This is a genomic window from Brachybacterium sp. P6-10-X1 (assembly GCF_001969445.1).
Lineage (GTDB): Bacteria > Actinomycetota > Actinomycetes > Actinomycetales > Dermabacteraceae > Brachybacterium.
Window position 1 is genome coordinate 177,419 of sequence record NZ_CP017297.1, and the last position, 16,344, is coordinate 193,762.

Genomic DNA, 16,344 nt, shown 5'->3' on the forward strand with positions numbered 1-16,344 from the left:
GCCCACGGGGACCTCCCGCCGTCCGGACGGGGGAAAGCCCCCGCGTCCGACGGTCCCTGCGGACGCTCGGCGGGGCAGGAGCGGACCGATCCCTCCCGTGGTGTCACGGCGGACGGCGGAAATGCGGTTCAATGGGTCCATGAGCAGTGACGCCAGCGCCTCCTCCGACGGCACCATCGATCCCGCCTCCGACTCCCGAGCGCCCCGCGGGGACGAGGGCTCCAGCGGCCAGGTCATCGAGAACGTCGACCACGCCGCCTCCGAGATGGACGACGCCGGTCAGCAGCGCGGCACGCTGCGCGACGTCGCCGATTCCCTCGGGATCTCCAGCGCCGTCGCGCTGCGGGCGCTGCGCGGCGCGGAGGAGATCAAGCCCCGCATGGCCACCCGCGTGCGCGAGGCGGCCGAACGCCTCCGCTTCCCGCTCGAGGAGCTCAGCGAGGAGACGGACCACCGCGGCGTCGTCGCCGTCCTGGTCAACACCATGCGCAACACGTGGATCTCGGACCTGGTCCGCGCGATCCGCATCGAGCTCACGGCGACCGGTCGGTCGGCGGTGGTGGTCCCCACCCGCCTCCGTGTGCCCGAGTACCCGGTCGCGGCGGACACCGAGGCGATCGAGTCGCTGGTCCAGCTCGGTGTCGACGGCTTCCTGATGGTCTCGGACCTCGCCGACATGGACAGCGTGCTCGAGGCGACCGGTGATCGCCCCTTCGTCGGCATCGGCTGCTCGAGGTCCTTCAGCGGAAGCTTCGACACCGTGCGCATCGACGACGAGGTCGGCCAGGGACTGCTGGTCGATCACCTGGTCGGTCTCGGCCATCGCGAGATCGCCCACGTCGGAGGGGTCGGAGCCGAGGTCGCCCGCGAGCGCGCCGACGCATTCCGCAAGGCCATGGCCCGCCACGGCCTCGAGGACCAGGCCCGCGTCGAGCCCGGCGACTTCACCGAGCAGGTGGGGCAGACGGCGGGGTCGATGCTGCTGCGCGGCAGCCGCGTCCCCACGGCTGTCACCTGCGCGAACGACGTCACCGCCGTCGGCCTGCTCTCGGCAGCGCGGGAAGCGGGGCTCTCCGTCCCCGAGGAGCTCGCCGTCGCCGGGTACGGCAACACCTCCCTGGCCTCCTCGGGCGTCTCCCAGATCACCAGCGTCGACCCCAACTCCGACCGCCTGGGCGCGCTGGCGGCGCAGTTCCTCGTCGAGCGCGTCTCCGGGCTCGAGGCCCCGCCCCGCGACGTCGCGGTCGCACCGTCGGTCGTGGTGCGCCGTTCCAGCTCGGCCGGACCGCGCCCCGAGGCGACCAAGCGCAAGCGCATCTCCGTGGACTGACCACCGGGCGGCCCACCACCGGCCGGCCGCCCACCCGGTTCCGTCGATGACCCGTGACCCCGACCCCCTGCGATAGGCTCCGACCATGATCAACACCACGAACGATCCGAGCACGCCGCCCACCCAGCGGTCCATCGGTGAACTCGTCCAGTCCATCCGGGACGAGCTCCTCGGCGTCGTCCACCACGAGATCGACATCGCGAAGAAGGAGCTCATCGCGCTCGCGATCAAGGTGGGAATCATCGCCGCCTGCGCCGCGGTGCTGCTGTTCCTCCTGCTCTCGGCCTGGGTGATGCTGCTGTTCGCCGCCGCCACCGGACTTCAGGCCCTCGGCCTGCCGTACTGGGCAGCTTTCCTGATCGTCGCCGGCGTGTTCATCGTGATCGCCGCGATCGCGGGACTGGTGGCCTTCCTCGTCTCCAAGAAGATCAAGGCGCCCGAGACCACGATCGAGACCGCGCAGTCCGCGGTCGACGCCGTCCAGGGCAAGCGGCGCGCGAACGCCGTCTCCTACGACGACACCTTCGAGGAGCTCTACGGCAAGAAGGTCAGCGCCCGCGTCGAGTGAGGGGACGCTCGGCCCCGGCCAGGGCAGTACCCTGGTGCACGTGACTCTCCACCTGCACGACACCGCCACCCGCACGACCGCGCCGCTTGATCCGGTGCGCCGGGGGGCGGTGTCGTTGTACGTGTGCGGCCCGACCACCCAGGGGGCTCCGCACCTCGGCCACCTGCGCACCTTCCTCGCCTTCGACGTGCTGGTGCGCTGGCTGGAGCGCAGCGGCCACGAGGTCGCCCATGTCCGCAACGTCACCGACATCGACGACAAGATCCTGGAGAAGTCCGCCGAGGCCGGTGCGTCATGGTGGGCGTGGTCCCTGCGCTTCGAGCGGGAGTTCCAGGACGTCCTGGACCGGATCGGGAACCGTCGGCCCACCTATGAGCCCCGTGCCACCGGGCACGTGCCCGAGATGATCGCGCTGATGCGGCGTCTCATCGAGCGCGGCCACGCCTACGCGGACGGCGACGGCTCGGTGTACTTCGACGTGGCGTCCCACCCCACCTACGGCGCGCTGACCCGGCAGAGCCTCGAGGACATGCAGGACGCCGGCGAGGAGCCGGAACCGGGCAAACGGGACCGCCGTGACTTCGCGCTGTGGAAGGCCGCGAAGCCGACCGAGCCGGAGACCGCGTCCTGGGACACTCCCTACGGCCGCGGCCGCCCGGGCTGGCACCTCGAATGCTCCGCCATGAGCCACAAGTACCTCGGGGAGACCTTCGACATCCACGCCGGCGGCCTCGACCTGCGCTTCCCGCACCACGAGAACGAGCAGGCCCAGTCCCATGCCGCCGGATACGGCTTCGCCCGGCGCTGGATGCACGCCGGGGTGCTCACCGTGGACGGCCTGAAGATGGGCAAGAGCCTCGACAACTTCGTCACCGCAGCCCGCGCCCTGACCGACCACCCGACCCCGGCGGTGCGGCTCGCGCTGGTCAGCGGCCACTATCGGGCGACCGTCGAGTACAACGCGACGGCCATGCGAGAGGCGGAGGTGGTCTGGGAGCGCTTCTCCGCGACCGCCCATCGGGCGGCCGAGCTGCTCGCCGGGGACGCGCTGGCAGAGCCGGAGGCCGAGCTCGCCGCCGTGGACCTTCCGGCGGACTTCATCGCCGCGCTGGACGACGATCTCGCGGTGCCCGAAGCACTCGCCGTGATCCACCGCGAGCAGGGCGCGCTGAACTCCCTGCTGGCCGAGGGTGCGGAACCTGCCGCCGTGGCCGATGGGCTCGGACGTCTGCGCGCTATGCTCGACGTGCTGGGCCTGGATCCGCTGTCGGCGCAATGGGCGAGCACCGTCGGGACAGGTGGCGCCGAGCATGAGGCGTTGGACGCCCTGATCCGTGCCCAGCTGACCGCCCGGGCGGCGGCCCGTGCGCAGAAGGACTGGGCCCGGGCCGACGCCCTGCGCGATGCGCTGAGCGCGGCCGGCATCCGCATCGAGGACGCCCAGGACGGCGCCCGCTGGAGCCTCGAGGGTCCCGCACGATGAGCATGACGAGGACGACGATGATGACCGACATGACCGAGGAGTCGACCTGATGGCAGGCAACAGCTCGCGCCGCGGCGCGACGCGCAAGGGCAAGAAGGGGGCATCCGTCGGGTCCGGCGGTGTGCGGCGCCGTGCCCTGGAGGGCAAGGGGCCGACGCCCCGGGCCGAGGACCGTCCCGCCCACAAGAAGTACACGGGAGGCTCCAGCGGCCCCGCCCGTCGCGGCGGCCCGGGCGGCTCGAGCGGGAAGGGCGGCAGGAAGTCGCCCGGCGCCGACCAGGTGGCCGGGCGCAACGCGGTGCTGGAGGCGCTGCGCGAACAGGTCCCGGCCACGCAGCTGACCGTCATGGTCCGCCTCGACGCCGACGAGCGGGTGGGGGAGATCATGCGCCTGGCGACGGCGCAGAACCTTCCCGTCGCCGAGGCCTCCCGCACCGATCTGGACCGGATGACGGACCACGCCGTGCACCAGGGCGTGGCGCTGACCATGCCCCCGTACGAGTACGCGGAGGTCGACGACCTCCTGCAGATCGCCGCCGACGCCTTCGAGCCGCCGCTGCTGATCGCCCTGGACGGCATCACCGATCCGCGCAATCTCGGCGCGATCCTGCGCAGCGCCGATGCCTTCGGGGTGCACGGCGTGATCCTCCCCGAGCGGCGCAGCGTCTCGATGACCGCGAGCGTGTGGAAGGCCGCGGCCGGGGCCGCGGGCCGCGTCCGCGTCGCCCAGGTCACGAACCTCAACCGCACCCTGACCTCCCTGAAGGACAAGGGCGTGTTCGTTCTCGGTCTGGACGCGGACGGCGATGTCACCACCCGCGGGCTCGACCTCGGAACGCAGCCGACCGCTCTCGTCGTGGGGGCCGAGGGCAAGGGCCTGTCCCGTCTGGCCCGCGAGATCAGCGATCAGGTGGTCTCGGTGCCGATGACCGGCTCCACCGAGTCGCTGAACGCCTCGGTGGCGGCGGCCATCGCGCTCTACGAGATCTCCGGGGTCCGCGCCGCGCAGGGCCGCGCCTGAACGCAGTTCGTCGGCCGTGATCGTTCGCCGGGCGTGATCGTTCATCGGTCGATATCGAGGCTCTTCCGCATCGAGATCGACGTTCGGCATGCTTGCGAGCTGCATACTGCTGCGAACGTCGGTCTCGGCCATCGGCTGATCACCACCGCCGCCCGGGTCCGGCGCCGTTCCGGCTCAGGCCGGATCGGGCGGTGGCTCGTCGTCGACCACCTCGGCTCGCGCCGACGGCGACGGGGAGCGCACGGGCAGGACCACGTACGGCAGCGCCAGCTGGATCACCGGGCCCAGGCCGATGGCATACAGCACCGTCGCCACACCGACCGGCCCGCCGAGCGCCCAGCCGGTCACGAGCACCAGCGCCTCCAGCCCGATCCGCACCGGCCCGACGGGACGGCCCAGCACCCGTCCCAGCCCGGTCATCAGACCGTCGCGCGCCCCGGGACCGAGCTGCGCCCCGATGTACACCGCGGCGCTGATGCCGTTGATGACGACCCCGGCGACCATGAGCACCACGGCCTGGGCCGCGCTCGTCGCCGGGGACAGCAGCGCCATGCCGAGATCGATGCTGATCCCCACCCAGATCGCGTTGGCGACGGTGCCGATGCCGGGCTGCTCCCGCAACGGGATCCAGGCCAGCAGCACCACGAAGCTCACCGCGATGCTGAGCGTCCCCACGCTCAGACCGGCCCGTTCGGCCAGTGCCGCGTGCAGCACGTCCCAGGGCGCGCCCCCCAGACCGGAGCGAAGCAGCATCGCCAGCGACAGGCCGAAACCGGTCAGGCCGACCATCATCTGGGCCAGGCGCAGCGGCAGACGGTCCACGCGCAGCTGATCGCGCAGGGACAGATTCGCCAGCAGAGGAGGGGAGGGATCGGCCATGTCGCGGTCGGGCCCCTCAGCTCTCGGCGATCGGCAGCGCCGATGTCTCGGTGGTGACCAGGGACTTCTCGTCCGGTCGGTGGATGAGGACGTTCAGGATGTAGTGCCGCACGGTCTCGTCGAGACTGGCGTCGGTCCCCGCCTGCTCGGAGAGGAACCACTTGTGCTCGAGCACCTCGTGGTAGAACTCCGGAGGCTCGAGCTTGGAGCGCATCGACCGAGGGATCGCGCGGACGACGGGCTCGTACTGGTGCTGCAGCCACTCGTGGGCGACGAACTCCTCGTCCTCGGCCTGCTGCTCCGTGGAGGCACGGTACTGGTCGAGGTCGTTGAGGAGCCGACGGGCCTGGTTCTCCTGGGCATCGATCCCCGTCAGACGCATCAACCGGCGGGCGTGGTGGCCGGCGTCTACCACCTTCGGGCGGATCGACAGCGTGGTGCCGTCGAGGTCCGTGGTGATCTCGAGCTCTCCCACGTCGAAGCCGAGGCGGTTGAGCTTCTCGATGCGCTCGGAGACCCGCCAGCGCTCATCGGCCGAGAACAGCTCGCGCTCGGTCAGGGCGGACCACAGGCTCTCGTAGCGCTCGACCAGGTCGTCGCCGACCGCGATCGGATCGGCCTCGGGATCGAACAGCTCGCCGGCCTGCAGATCCATCAGCTCGCCGATGATGTTGGTGCGGGCGAGGTCGAGATCGTAGCGGCGCTGGCCCTCCGTGAGGGTCTCGTACAGGCTGCCGGTCTCGACGTCGACGATGTAGGCGGCGAACGCTCCGGCGTCCCGCCGGAACAGCGTGTTCGACAGCGAGACGTCGCCCCAGTAGAAGCCCTCGAGGTGGAGGTGGACCAGCAGCACGGCCAGGGCATCGAGCAGTCGCTGCGCGGTGTCCTCACGCGAGACCTGACTGAACACCGCCCGGTAGGGCAGGGAGAATTGCAGGTGGCGGGTGATCAGCATCGCGTCCAGCGGCTCCCCGCTCGGTGTGGTGCGGCCGGAGATCACGGCGAAGGGTGCCACCGACGGCACGCCGATACGTCCCAGCAGGCGCAGCATCTCGTACTCGCGGCGGGCGAGATCATGGGTGATCTCCTTCAGCGCGAGGACGCGCCCGGAGACGCGCACGAAGCGCACCACATGTCGGGAGATGCCGCGGGGGAGCGCGGCGAGGATGTCCTCGGGCCAGTCGGCGAGCGGCTGGTCCCACGGCAGGTCCAGCAGCGCCGGATCTGCTCGTGACGCGGTGATCTCCAGAGGTGCCATTGCTCCATTCTCTCCCGAACCGCGACGACGTGCCCGTCTCTGGGCACTTTTTCACCGGATGACACCACGAACCTCACGCGGATCACGGATCTGCGCACGGACGACGGGCACCCCGGGGGCGGCGGGCATCCGGACGAGAACGGGCATCCGGACGAGGACGGGCGCCCGGCCATGGCCGGGCGCCCGTCGCGCGGTGGTGCGGTGGGTCAGCCGCCCAGGCGCTGGCCGTTCTTCACGTCGAAGAGGTGCACGTGGCCCTCCGCGGGACGGAAGTAGACCGTCTCGCCCTTGGCCGGGGGACGGCGCGCGTCGACTCGCGCGATGAACGGCTTGTCCGTCTCATCGGCCCCGGCGCGGCGACCGTAGACGAAGGCGTCGGCGCCGAGCTCCTCGACGAGGTCGATCTCCACCGCGATGCCCTGCTCGTCGCCGACGAGCTCGAGATCCTCGGGTCGCACACCGACCGTGACCGAGCTCTGGTCGGTGTCGGAGAGCGTGGCGCGGTCCACGGGCACCACGGCTCCGCCGAACTCGACGCCCTGGTCGGTGAGCTTGGAGTCGAACAGGTTCATCGCCGGGGAGCCGATGAATCCGGCCACGAACACGTTCTGCGGGTGGTCGTACATGCGGCGCGGGGTGTCGATCTGCTGGAGCACTCCGCGATCGAGCACTGCGACGCGGTCACCCATCGTCATGGCCTCCGTCTGGTCGTGGGTCACGTAGACGGTGGTGACGCCGAGGCGGCGCTGCAGGGAGGCGATCTGGGTACGGGTGGCCACACGCAGCTTGGCGTCGAGGTTCGACAGCGGCTCGTCCATGAGGAACACCTGGGGCGAGCGGACGATCGCACGACCCATGGCGACACGCTGGCGCTGACCGCCGGAGAGCGCCTTCGGCTTGCGGTCGAGGTACTCGGTCAGGTCCAGGATCTCCGCGGCGTCCTCGACGCGCTTGCGGATCTCGGCCTTCGGGTTGCCGGCGATCTTCAGGGCGAAGCCCATGTTGTCGGCCACCGTCATGTGAGGGTACAGCGCGTAGTTCTGGAACACCATCGCGATGTCACGGTCCTTCGGCGGGACGTCGGTGACGTCACGATCGCCGATGAGGATGCGGCCGGCGTCGATCTCCTCGAGGCCGGCGAGCATGCGCAGGGACGTCGACTTTCCGCAGCCGGAGGGGCCGACGAGGACGAGGAACTCGCTGTCGCCGATCTCGATGTTGAGGTTGTCGACGGCCGGGCGCTCCTGGCCCGGGTAGACGCGCGAGGCGTTGTCGAACGTGACAGTTGCCATGGTGGAACTCCTTCACCGGCAGGTACGTGCCGGACGGTCCGTTGTGAAGTGATGATCACCGGTCTCGGTCGCTCTCGCGAAGAGGTGTGCTCCCTTGCACCGGCGAGAGGAAGTGTATCCCACGTCTCACCGTGATGGGGAGCGCTGTCCGAGGCACGGGCCGGAGCGGCCGACGGGGCGGACCGATCCGCTGCGGCCGGCGGGAGGGTGCGCCTGCCGGGTGCTGCCTGCGGGATACTGGAGGGGTGGACACCCCAGAGCTGACCCGGAAGATCCTCGACCGCCGCGAGAGGCCGTCCGATCCGCTGCGGATCGTGCAGGCCGGCCATCCCGCGCTGCGCCGCCGCGCCGTCACCGCCCGCGCGAAACTCGAGCCCGCCCTGCTGCTCGAGCTGGTCGAGGCGATGACGATCACGATGCGGGACGCTCCGGGGGTGGGCCTCGCCGCGCCGCAGATCGGACTGCCCCTGTCGTTGTACGTCGTCGAGGACCGCGTCGCGGGGGAGCCGGGCGAGGACGAGGAGGGTGATCTGCTCGAGCGTCGCAGCCTTCCGCTGCGTGCCCTGCTCGATCCCCAGGTCGAGCTGCTGGGCGGCGAACGGGTCTACGCCTGGGAGGGCTGCCTGTCCGTCAGCGGATGGCAGTCGATCGTCCCCCGTGCCCGGCGGGTGCGCCTGCGGGCGAGCGAGCTGCTGCCCGACGGAACCCAGCGGGAGGTCGACGAGGAGCACGTGGGGTGGACCGCGCGGATCTTCCAGCACGAGACCGACCACCTGGAGGGGACGCTGTGCCATGACCTGATGGTGCCGCGCTCCTTCATCGACGCCGGCTACGCGGCCCACTACACGGACCTCTCCGAGGCCGTGCGCCGCCTCGGACTGCGCGGGGAGGTCACCGAGCTCGATCCCGGCGAGGTCATCGCCCGGTGAGACGCGCGGCACGGGGCCCGGCGGCGCACAGGCCCACGCGATAGCTTGGGCTCGATCACGACCACGAACAGGACGGAGCCGATGGTGAGCACGAGCGATCCGAACACCCCGGGAACCGAGCAGGAGGACGGCGGTGAGTTCCGCGAGCAGCTCGACGAGCGCTGGCTCGACGTCATCGACGCCGCGCTGAAGGTCCAGACGCCGCTCGCCCACGCCTACGTCGAGCGTCTGCGCGCCCAGCATCCCGAGGCGACGCAGCGCCAGCTGCTCCAGAAGGTCACCGGCCGCTTCACGCTGCTGATGACCGCCACCGGCGCCGGTATCGGGGGCGTGGCCGCGCTGCCCGGGCTCGGCACCGCCGCGGCCCTCGGCCTGACGGTCGGCGAGGGCGTCTCCTTCGCGGAGGGCTGTGCCTTCCTCACCCTGTCCGTCGCGGACATCTACGACGTGGACATGTCCGATGAGCACACGCGCCGCCTGGTGCTGATGGGTGTTCTCAGCGGCGATCGCGGCGCCGAGATCATCGCCCGCGCCCTGGGCCAGCAGGGGCTGCAGTGGAATGCGGTCCTCGGCGGGGGCGGCGGATTCCTGCCCGGCCTGGTCAGCAAGCAGATCTCGCGGTATGTGCGCCGTCGTGTGATCGCCCGCACCGGGAAGCTGTGGCTCATGCGGCTGCTGCCCTTCGGGATCGGAGCCGTGATCGGCGGGCTGGGGGCGCGGTCGGTCTCGCGCTCCGTGGTCGAGGCGATGCTGGAGATCTTCTCCCAGGCCCCCACCCTCGACGGGGAGCTCGCGGACGACCGGAGCTCCTTGGAGGGCTGACAGAACCTCCGGGGAGGGTCGGCTCCGGCCCGCCGGGCGGGCCCAGCCCTCCACGGGCCGGCCCGGTCCTCCCCCTGTGCCGAGCTCTGCGTACCTGGTGCTTCCGGCGATCTTGACAACGGGAGCGCAGAGCTCGGTGCGGGTGGGGCCACGCTCGGTGCGGGTGGGACCACCGGGTGGGGCCACCGGGCGGGGCCACCGGGCGGGGCCACCGGGCAGTCCGGCGAGACGCCGGATGGGGAGGTCAGATGGGGTCGCCGGATGGGGTCGCCGGGAGCCGGCGCGAGGGGTCAGGCGTCCTGCGTGAACTCGTTGGCGTGCTCGGTGCCGGCGGCGCGGCGGTAGGACTCGTTGATCTCGGCCTCGGCGTCGCTGCGGCCCTCCCAGTGGGCGCCCTCCACGCTCTTGCCCGGCTCGAGGTCCTTGTAGACCTCGAAGAAGTGCTGGATCTCGAGGCGATGGAACTCGGAGACGTCGGTGAGCTCCTGTCGCCGCACCTGGCGGCGGTCCCCGACCGGCACCGCGATGATCTTGTCGTCGCCGCCGGCCTCGTCGCGCATGCGGAACATGCCGAGCGCCCGGCAGCGGATCAGGCATCCCGGGAACGTCGGCTCCTCGAGCAGGACCAGACAGTCCAGCGGGTCGCCGTCCTCACCGAGGGTGCCCTCGATGAATCCGTAGTCGTCCGGGTAGCGGGTGGCGGTGAACAGCATCCGGTCCAGCCTGATGCGCCCGTTGTGGTGGTCCACCTCGTACTTGTTCCGGTTCCCGCGAGGGATCTCGATGGTCACGTCGAATTCCACGACAGCCGCTCCGTTGCTCCGGCCCTGTGGGCTCTGTTTCCAGTGGGCACTGGTTCTGACGCCGACACCTTATCGTGAGGTCATGGCGAGACGGACATCCGAGCGGATCTGGCGCACCACGGCGATGGTGCTGTGCGCCGCCGTCCCCGCCAGCTTCTATCTCCTCGGAGACCTCACCGACGCCTTCCCCGGCGTGCTCACCCTGAGGTCCTCCTCCGAGGCACCTGGCGCGGGGCCCGGCGCGCAGGCGGAGGACTGGGAGCGGGTCGCCGCTCCCGCACCGGGCCCGGAGGTCGCCCCGTCGACGAGCCCCGAACTGGCCGACGACCTGGAAGAACGCATGTCCGCCCTGGCCGATCTGCCCGTGGTGGACGGGAACCTGGCCTTCAGCGTGGTCGACGCCGACACCGGCGCGGTGCTCGCGGCGCGGGACGCCGAGACAGCCCGCACGCCCGCCTCCACGCTCAAGCTCCTGACCGCCGCCGCCGCGCTGCGCCTCTACACCGGGGACGAGGTGCTCACCACACGTGCCACCGTCGAGGACGGGCTGATCACCCTGCAGGGCGGCGGTGACATGACTCTCAGCGAGAAGCAGCTGGAGGATCTCGCGGCCCGGGCCGCGGATCTCGCGGCGGAGCAGGGCACCACCACCGTCTCCCTCGCCCTGGACGACACCTATCTCGTGGGCGGGGCGAACCCCGCCTGGGGGAACAACGGACCGGCCGACGGGTGGGTGACGCCGACGGCCTCGCTCGCCGTGGAGGAGGGCTGGCTCGACGGCGAGCAGTACGGCCGCAAGTCCACCGACCCGGCGGGAGACGCCGCCGACCTGTTCGCCCAGCTGCTCGCCGAACAGGGCCTCACCGTTCGCGGCGAGGTCATCGCCGGGAAGGCCCCTGCCGAGGCGCCGAGCGTCGAGGTGCATTCCGAGCCGCTGGAGCAGATCGTGCGCCACACCCTGCTGATCTCCGACAACACCACCGCCGAACTGCTCGCCCACCTGGTCGCCGATGCCCGGGACGAGGAGACGACGCCCCAGGGAGCGGCCGCCGCGGTCGAGGCGGAGATCCGTGACCTGGCCGCCGAGCTGGGCCTGGATCCGCAGGTGCTCGAGGGCCTCGAGATCCGGGACGGCTCCGGGCTCTCCACGCACGACCGGGTCCCGCCGGCGCTGCTGGCGGCCGTGCTCGGCGAGGCCGCCTCCGGCGATGCCCCGGTGCTCGAGCAGATCCTCTTCGACATCCCGATCGCCGGCCTGTCCGGCACCCTGATCGACCGCTTCGACGAGGGCGACACCCAGGTCGCGCGCGGCCTGGTGCGCGGGAAGACGGGCTACCTCGGGGGATCCGCCACCCTGGCCGGTGTCGTCGTCCTGCCCGACGGCCGCACCGCCGGCTACTCCATCGTGGTGCACGGCTTCGACGGAGCCGATGCCGTCGCCGCGCGGGCCGCGGTCGACGAGGTCGCCGCCGAGATGGTGGAGGCGCCCTGATGGCCGGGCCGCCTCCTGTCGTGGCGCGTGCACGCACCGCCGTGCGCGTCGCCGTCACCGCCCGTCTCGAGCAGCTGGCCGACGACACCGCCGCCGGTCAGCTCGCCCCGCGCCTGCTGGTCGGTCTCAGCGGCGGCGCCGACTCCCTCGCCCTGCTCGCGACCACGGCCTGGGTCGGATCCCGGATGGGTCTGGAGACCGAGGCGGCGATCGTCGACCACGGCCTCCGAGAAGACTCGGACCAGGTCGCCGAGCGCGCCCGCACGCAGGCCGAACGACTCGGGGTGACCGCACACGTGCTGGCCGTGAGCGTCGACACCGCCGCCGCCGGCGGGCTCGAGAACGCCGCCCGCCGGGCCCGTCACGACGCCCTGGACCACCTGCTCACCGACCGCGGCGCCCTCGCCCTGCTCATGGCCCACACCCTCGACGACCAGGCGGAACAGGTGCTCATGGGTATGGCACGGGGAGCGGGCCCCCGCGCGCTGGCCGGCATCCCCCGGGCCCGCGGGTCCCTGCTGCGCCCCTTCCTGGGCAGCGGACGCGACGAGACCACCGCGCTGCGCCGCGCCGACACCGAGGAGATCTGCCGCCTGCACGACCTCCAGTGGTGGCAGGATCCGATGAACGCGGACACGACGATGCTGCGTGCCCGCGTGCGGCACCGGGCGCTGCCGCTTCTCCGGGAGCTGCTCGGCGAGCAGCTCGACGAGAACCTCGCCCGCACCGCCGATCTGCTCCGGCCCGACGTCGACCACCTCGATGCCGAGGCCCGCGAGCTGCTCGACGCCCTGCGCCGGGACGGGGGCCAGGCGCGCGAGGAGGGCGACCTGCTCCTGCTCGACGTCCACGCGCTCGCGGCCGCACCCGCCCCGCTGCGCACCCGCGTCCTGCGCGATGGCTCACGTTCCGCCGAGAGCGCAGCGCGGTCCGCCGGGGCCCCGGGCGCGACGAAGTCCCTGCTGCGCAGACAGGTGCTCGCCCTCGACGCCCTGGTCGTCTCATGGCACGGTCAGGCACCTGTACCCGTTCCGGGTAGGATCGAGGTCGCTCGTCGCGACGGCCTGCTGGTGTGGCGCTGCACGGACTCGCGCACAGACACGTGAGCCGCGCCGACCGCACCCCACCACGTCCCCTGGAGGAGATCCGCGTGCCCCAGACGCCCCCCCACCCTGATGTCGAACGGGTCCTGCTGGACGAACAGCAGATCCGTGATCGGCTCGCCGAACTCGGAGAGAGGATCACCGCGGACTACGCGGACGAGCCGCCGATCCTCGTGGGCGTGCTCAAGGGGGCCGTGATGGTGATGGCGGACCTCGCCCGCCAGGTCGACCTGAAGGTCGAGATGGACTGGATGGCGGTCTCCTCCTACGGCTCGGGCACCAAGTCCTCCGGCGTCGTGCGGATCCTCAAGGACCTCTCCGCGGACATCTCCGGACGCAACGTGCTCATCGTCGAGGACATCATCGACTCCGGCCTGACCTTGAAGTGGCTGCTGTCCAACCTCCGCTCGCGCGGGCCCCGCAGCGTCGAGATCGCCACCCTGCTGCGCAAGCCGGAGGCCGCACGGGTCGAGATCGACGTCAAGTACGTCGGCTTCGAGATCCCCAGCGAGTTCGTCGTCGGCTACGGGCTCGACTACGCAGAGAACTACCGGAACCTTCCCTACGTGGGCGTCCTCGAGCGCTCCATCTACGAGGACTGATATGGCGGACTCCTCCACCAAGAACAAGAACAAGAACAAGTCCAAGAAGCGTCGCCCGCTCGCCGGGGTCGCGATCTGGATCCTGGTCGCCCTGCTGCTGGGCATGGCGCTCTTCTCCCTGTTCGGACGCGACGGCTACCAGCAGATCGACACCGAACAGGGCCTCGAGCTGCTCGACGGCGGAACCGTCGAGCAGGCCAAGATCATCGATGGCAACCAGCAGCGGGTCGACCTGGTGCTCAGCGAGGACTTCGTCGACGGCGAGGAGAACAAGGGCACCCAGGTGCGGTTCTCCTACGTCGACGCCCGCGGCGACGCCGTCGTGCAGGCGGTCAGCGACGCGGCCCCCGAGAAGGGATTCACCGACGAGATCGCCAGCAGCTCCTGGTGGTCGACGCTGCTGCTGTCCTTCCTGCCGCTGCTGATCTTCATCGGCCTGTTCTGGTTCCTGATCATGAACGCCCAGGGCGGCGGCGGCAAGGCCATGCAGTTCGGCAAGTCCAAGGCCAAGCTGTTCAACAAGGAGCAGCCCAAGGTCACCTTCGCCGACGTCGCCGGTGCCGAGGAGGCGGTCGAGGAGCTCGACGAGATCAAGCAGTTCCTCGTCGAGCCCGGCCGGTACCAGGCCGTCGGCGCCAAGATCCCCAAGGGCGTGCTGCTGTACGGCCCGCCCGGCACCGGCAAGACGCTGCTGGCCCGCGCCGTCGCCGGCGAGGCCAACGTGCCCTTCTACTCGATCTCCGGCTCGGACTTCGTGGAGATGTTCGTCGGCGTGGGCGCCTCCCGCGTGCGCGACCTGTTCTCCACCGCCAAGGAGAACGCCCCGGCGATCATCTTCGTCGACGAGATCGACGCCGTCGGCCGCCATCGCGGCGCCGGCATGGGCGGCGGCCACGACGAGCGCGAGCAGACGCTGAACCAGATGCTGGTGGAGATGGACGGGTTCGAGGAGAACCAGAACGTCATCCTCATCGCCGCCACCAACCGCGTGGACATCCTGGACCCGGCGCTGCTGCGCCCCGGGCGCTTCGACCGCCAGATCGGGGTCGAGGCCCCGGATCTCAAGGGTCGCCTGCACATCCTCGGCGTCCATGCCAAGGGCAAGCCGTTGGCGCATGACGTCGACCTCGAGGCGGTCGCCAAGCGCACCATCGGGATGTCCGGCGCGGACCTGGCCAACGTGCTCAACGAGGCGGCGCTGCTGACCGCCCGCAGCGGCAACCAGATCATCGACGACCGCGCCCTGGACGAGGCCGTGGACCGGGTCTCCATGGGACCCCAGCGCTACTCGAAGGTGATGACCGAGCGCGAACGCCAGATGACGGCGTACCACGAGGGCGGCCACGCCCTCGTCGCCGCGGCCATGAACAACTCCGCGCCCGTCACCAAGGTGACGATCCTGCCGCGCGGCCGCGCCGGCGGCTACACCATGGTGGTGCCCACGCAGGATCGCAACTACCAGTCGCGCAACGAGCTGCTGGACCGTCTCGCCTACGCGATGGGCGGGTACGCCGTCGAGGAGTCGATCTTCCACGACGTCACCACCGGACCCAGCTCCGACCTGCAGAACGCCACCAAGATCGCGCGCACCATGGTCATGCAGCTGGGCATGAGCGAGGCCGTCGGCCAGGTCGCGCTCTCCGGTGAGCAGGACGAGGTGTTCGTCGGCATGCAGCAGGGCCAGGCACCCCGCTTCAGCGCGGAGACCGCGAGCGTCATCGATCAGGAGGTCCGGGAGCTGCTGGACACCGCCCTGGACGAGGCGTGGTCCGTGATCGTCGAGAACCGACACGTGCTCGACCGCCTGGTGGAGGAGCTGCTGGAGAAGGAGACGCTGAACGAGCACGAGCTCGGGGCGATCTTCGCCGACGTCACCAAGCGGCCGCCGCGAGCGGTCTGGGTCTCCAGCGAGGACCGCCCCTCCCTGGCGGCGCCGCAGGCCGGTGCGACGACCACGGCCACCGGCACCGAGGAGCACGACGCGGGAGAACCCCTGCAGCCGAACCCGCCGGAGCTCCCGCATCCCGGGGGCGAGGGACCCGAGATCCCGGGCGCGCCCCACGGCGACGGCCCCGAGGGTCCCGGCCCCTACGGTCCCTACGGGCCCGGATACGGCCGCACGGACACCCACCGCGGCGACGAGGGCTACGGCGAGGGGCACGGTCCCGGGAACGACGAGGGAACAGGACGCTGAGATGGCCGTCGACCACGCCCGCGTCGAGGCCGCGGTCCGGGAGATCCTCGCCGGCATCGGCGAGGACCCGGACCGCGACGGGCTGCAGGAGACCCCCGCCCGGGTCGCCCGCATGTACGCCGAGGTCTTCGAGGGGCTGGACCAGGACCCGCGCCAGCCGCTGTCGACCACCTTCGACATCGATCACCAGGAGCTGGTGCTGGTGCGCGACATCGGCTTCCACTCGATGTGCGAGCACCACCTGCTGCCCTTCGTCGGCGTCGCCCACGTCGGATACATCCCCGACGGGGGAGCGGTGACCGGGCTGAGCAAGCTCGCCCGCCTGGTGAATGTGTACGCGCGGCGACCGCAGGTCCAGGAGCGGCTGACCTCCCAGGTCGCCGATGCCCTGATGACGGAGCTCGAGGCGGGCGGCGCGATCGTCGTGATCGAGGCCGAGCACATGTGCATGTCGATGCGCGGCGTGCGCGCCGAGGGCGCCCGCACCGTCACCAGCGCGGTGCGCGGCATGCTGCGCGAGAACTCGAGCACCCGGGCCGAGGCCATGAGCCTCATCAACAGGGGCTGA

General features: G+C 71.2%; 15 protein-coding genes. 11 read left to right on the forward strand and 4 right to left on the reverse strand.

Annotated features, from left to right (window positions below):
* Positions 1 to 139 precede the first annotated feature (139 nt).
* The 4 genes from BH708_RS00790 to rlmB all read left to right on the forward strand — a co-directional run bounded on the left by BH708_RS00790 (position 140) and on the right by rlmB (position 4,402).
* The gene (locus BH708_RS00790; protein WP_076810618.1) at positions 140 to 1,330 is read left to right on the forward strand and encodes a LacI family DNA-binding transcriptional regulator; all 1,191 of its coding nucleotides are present in this window, start codon (positions 140 to 142) and stop codon (positions 1,328 to 1,330) included.
* Positions 1,331 to 1,415: 85 nt separating this feature from the next.
* Positions 1,416 to 1,898 carry a phage holin family protein gene (locus tag BH708_RS00795; protein ID WP_076805827.1) on the forward strand — a complete coding sequence of 161 codons (483 nt, stop codon included), beginning with the start codon at positions 1,416 to 1,418 and terminating at the stop codon, positions 1,896 to 1,898.
* A 40-nt stretch (positions 1,899 to 1,938) separates the two neighbouring features.
* Positions 1,939 to 3,381 carry a cysteine--tRNA ligase gene (gene cysS / locus BH708_RS00800; RefSeq protein WP_076805828.1) on the forward strand — a complete coding sequence of 481 codons (1,443 nt, stop codon included), beginning with the start codon at positions 1,939 to 1,941 and terminating at the stop codon, positions 3,379 to 3,381.
* 49 nt (positions 3,382 to 3,430) lie between these two features.
* Positions 3,431 to 4,402, forward strand: coding sequence for a 23S rRNA (guanosine(2251)-2'-O)-methyltransferase RlmB (gene rlmB / locus BH708_RS00805; RefSeq protein ID WP_076805830.1), 972 nt, complete (start codon positions 3,431 to 3,433; stop codon positions 4,400 to 4,402).
* 174 nt (positions 4,403 to 4,576) lie between these two features.
* On the opposite strand, the gene BH708_RS00810 is transcribed toward rlmB, so the two are convergent.
* The 3 genes from BH708_RS00810 to BH708_RS00820 all read right to left on the reverse strand — a co-directional run bounded on the left by BH708_RS00810 (position 4,577) and on the right by BH708_RS00820 (position 7,831).
* Positions 4,577 to 5,281 (reverse strand): YitT family protein, encoded by a 705-nt coding sequence (locus tag BH708_RS00810; RefSeq protein WP_076805831.1) that lies wholly within the window; start codon positions 5,279 to 5,281, stop codon positions 4,577 to 4,579.
* Between the two features lie 16 nt (positions 5,282 to 5,297).
* Entirely contained in the window at positions 5,298 to 6,539 is a 1,242-nt protein-coding gene (locus BH708_RS00815; protein WP_076805832.1) for a DUF4032 domain-containing protein, read from the reverse strand.
* A 206-nt stretch (positions 6,540 to 6,745) separates the two neighbouring features.
* Positions 6,746 to 7,831 (reverse strand): ABC transporter ATP-binding protein, encoded by a 1,086-nt coding sequence (locus tag BH708_RS00820; protein ID WP_076805833.1) that lies wholly within the window; start codon positions 7,829 to 7,831, stop codon positions 6,746 to 6,748.
* Positions 7,832 to 8,076: 245 nt separating this feature from the next.
* On the opposite strand from BH708_RS00820, the gene BH708_RS00825 reads away from it, so the two are divergent.
* Entirely contained in the window at positions 8,077 to 8,760 is a 684-nt protein-coding gene (locus BH708_RS00825; RefSeq protein ID WP_076805834.1) for a peptide deformylase, read from the forward strand.
* Positions 8,761 to 8,841: 81 nt separating this feature from the next.
* The gene (locus BH708_RS00830; protein ID WP_172805720.1) at positions 8,842 to 9,582 is read left to right on the forward strand and encodes a hypothetical protein; all 741 of its coding nucleotides are present in this window, start codon (positions 8,842 to 8,844) and stop codon (positions 9,580 to 9,582) included.
* A gap of 290 nt (positions 9,583 to 9,872) precedes the next feature.
* Here the strand turns inward: BH708_RS00830 and BH708_RS00835 are convergent, their stop codons facing one another.
* Positions 9,873 to 10,385, reverse strand: a complete 513-nt coding sequence (locus BH708_RS00835; protein WP_076805835.1) for an inorganic diphosphatase — start codon at positions 10,383 to 10,385, stop codon at positions 9,873 to 9,875.
* Positions 10,386 to 10,467: 82 nt separating this feature from the next.
* Here BH708_RS00835 and BH708_RS00840 point away from each other — a divergent pair, with 82 nt between their 5' ends.
* The 5 genes from BH708_RS00840 to folE are packed head-to-tail and all read left to right on the forward strand — an operon-like array spanning position 10,468 to position 16,344.
* On the forward strand, positions 10,468 to 11,877 hold the full coding sequence (locus BH708_RS00840) for a D-alanyl-D-alanine carboxypeptidase (protein WP_076805836.1): 1,410 nt from the start codon (positions 10,468 to 10,470) through the stop codon (positions 11,875 to 11,877).
* A 20-nt stretch (positions 11,878 to 11,897) separates the two neighbouring features.
* Positions 11,898 to 12,983 carry a tRNA lysidine(34) synthetase TilS gene (gene tilS, locus BH708_RS00845; protein WP_371329941.1) on the forward strand — a complete coding sequence of 362 codons (1,086 nt, stop codon included), beginning with the start codon at positions 11,898 to 11,900 and terminating at the stop codon, positions 12,981 to 12,983.
* Between the two features lie 44 nt (positions 12,984 to 13,027).
* Positions 13,028 to 13,582, forward strand: a complete 555-nt coding sequence (gene hpt / locus BH708_RS00850; RefSeq protein WP_076805839.1) for a hypoxanthine phosphoribosyltransferase — start codon at positions 13,028 to 13,030, stop codon at positions 13,580 to 13,582.
* Position 13,583: 1 nt separating this feature from the next.
* The gene (gene ftsH / locus BH708_RS00855) at positions 13,584 to 15,776 is read left to right on the forward strand and encodes an ATP-dependent zinc metalloprotease FtsH (protein ID WP_083713148.1); all 2,193 of its coding nucleotides are present in this window, start codon (positions 13,584 to 13,586) and stop codon (positions 15,774 to 15,776) included.
* Between the two features lies 1 nt (position 15,777).
* The gene (folE, locus tag BH708_RS00860; protein WP_076805844.1) at positions 15,778 to 16,344 is read left to right on the forward strand and encodes a GTP cyclohydrolase I FolE; all 567 of its coding nucleotides are present in this window, start codon (positions 15,778 to 15,780) and stop codon (positions 16,342 to 16,344) included.

What these genes read in the sequence shown, in the direction of transcription:
- BH708_RS00790 (WP_076810618.1), top strand. Translation starts at nt 140, where the DNA reads ATGAGCAGTGACGCCAGCGCCTCCTCCGACGGCACCATCGATCCCGCC.
- BH708_RS00795 (WP_076805827.1), top strand. Translation starts at nt 1,416, where the DNA reads ATGATCAACACCACGAACGATCCGAGCACGCCGCCCACCCAGCGGTCC.
- rlmB (WP_076805830.1), top strand. Translation starts at nt 3,431, where the DNA reads ATGGCAGGCAACAGCTCGCGCCGCGGCGCGACGCGCAAGGGCAAGAAG.
- BH708_RS00810 (WP_076805831.1), bottom strand. Translation starts at nt 5,281, where the DNA reads ATGGCCGATCCCTCCCCTCCTCTGCTGGCGAATCTGTCCCTGCGCGAT.
- BH708_RS00815 (WP_076805832.1), bottom strand. Translation starts at nt 6,539, where the DNA reads ATGGCACCTCTGGAGATCACCGCGTCACGAGCAGATCCGGCGCTGCTG.
- BH708_RS00820 (WP_076805833.1), bottom strand. Translation starts at nt 7,831, where the DNA reads ATGGCAACTGTCACGTTCGACAACGCCTCGCGCGTCTACCCGGGCCAG.
- BH708_RS00830 (WP_172805720.1), top strand. Translation starts at nt 8,842, where the DNA reads ATGGTGAGCACGAGCGATCCGAACACCCCGGGAACCGAGCAGGAGGAC.
- BH708_RS00840 (WP_076805836.1), top strand. Translation starts at nt 10,468, where the DNA reads ATGGCGAGACGGACATCCGAGCGGATCTGGCGCACCACGGCGATGGTG.
- ftsH (WP_083713148.1), top strand. Translation starts at nt 13,584, where the DNA reads ATGGCGGACTCCTCCACCAAGAACAAGAACAAGAACAAGTCCAAGAAG.
- folE (WP_076805844.1), top strand. Translation starts at nt 15,778, where the DNA reads ATGGCCGTCGACCACGCCCGCGTCGAGGCCGCGGTCCGGGAGATCCTC.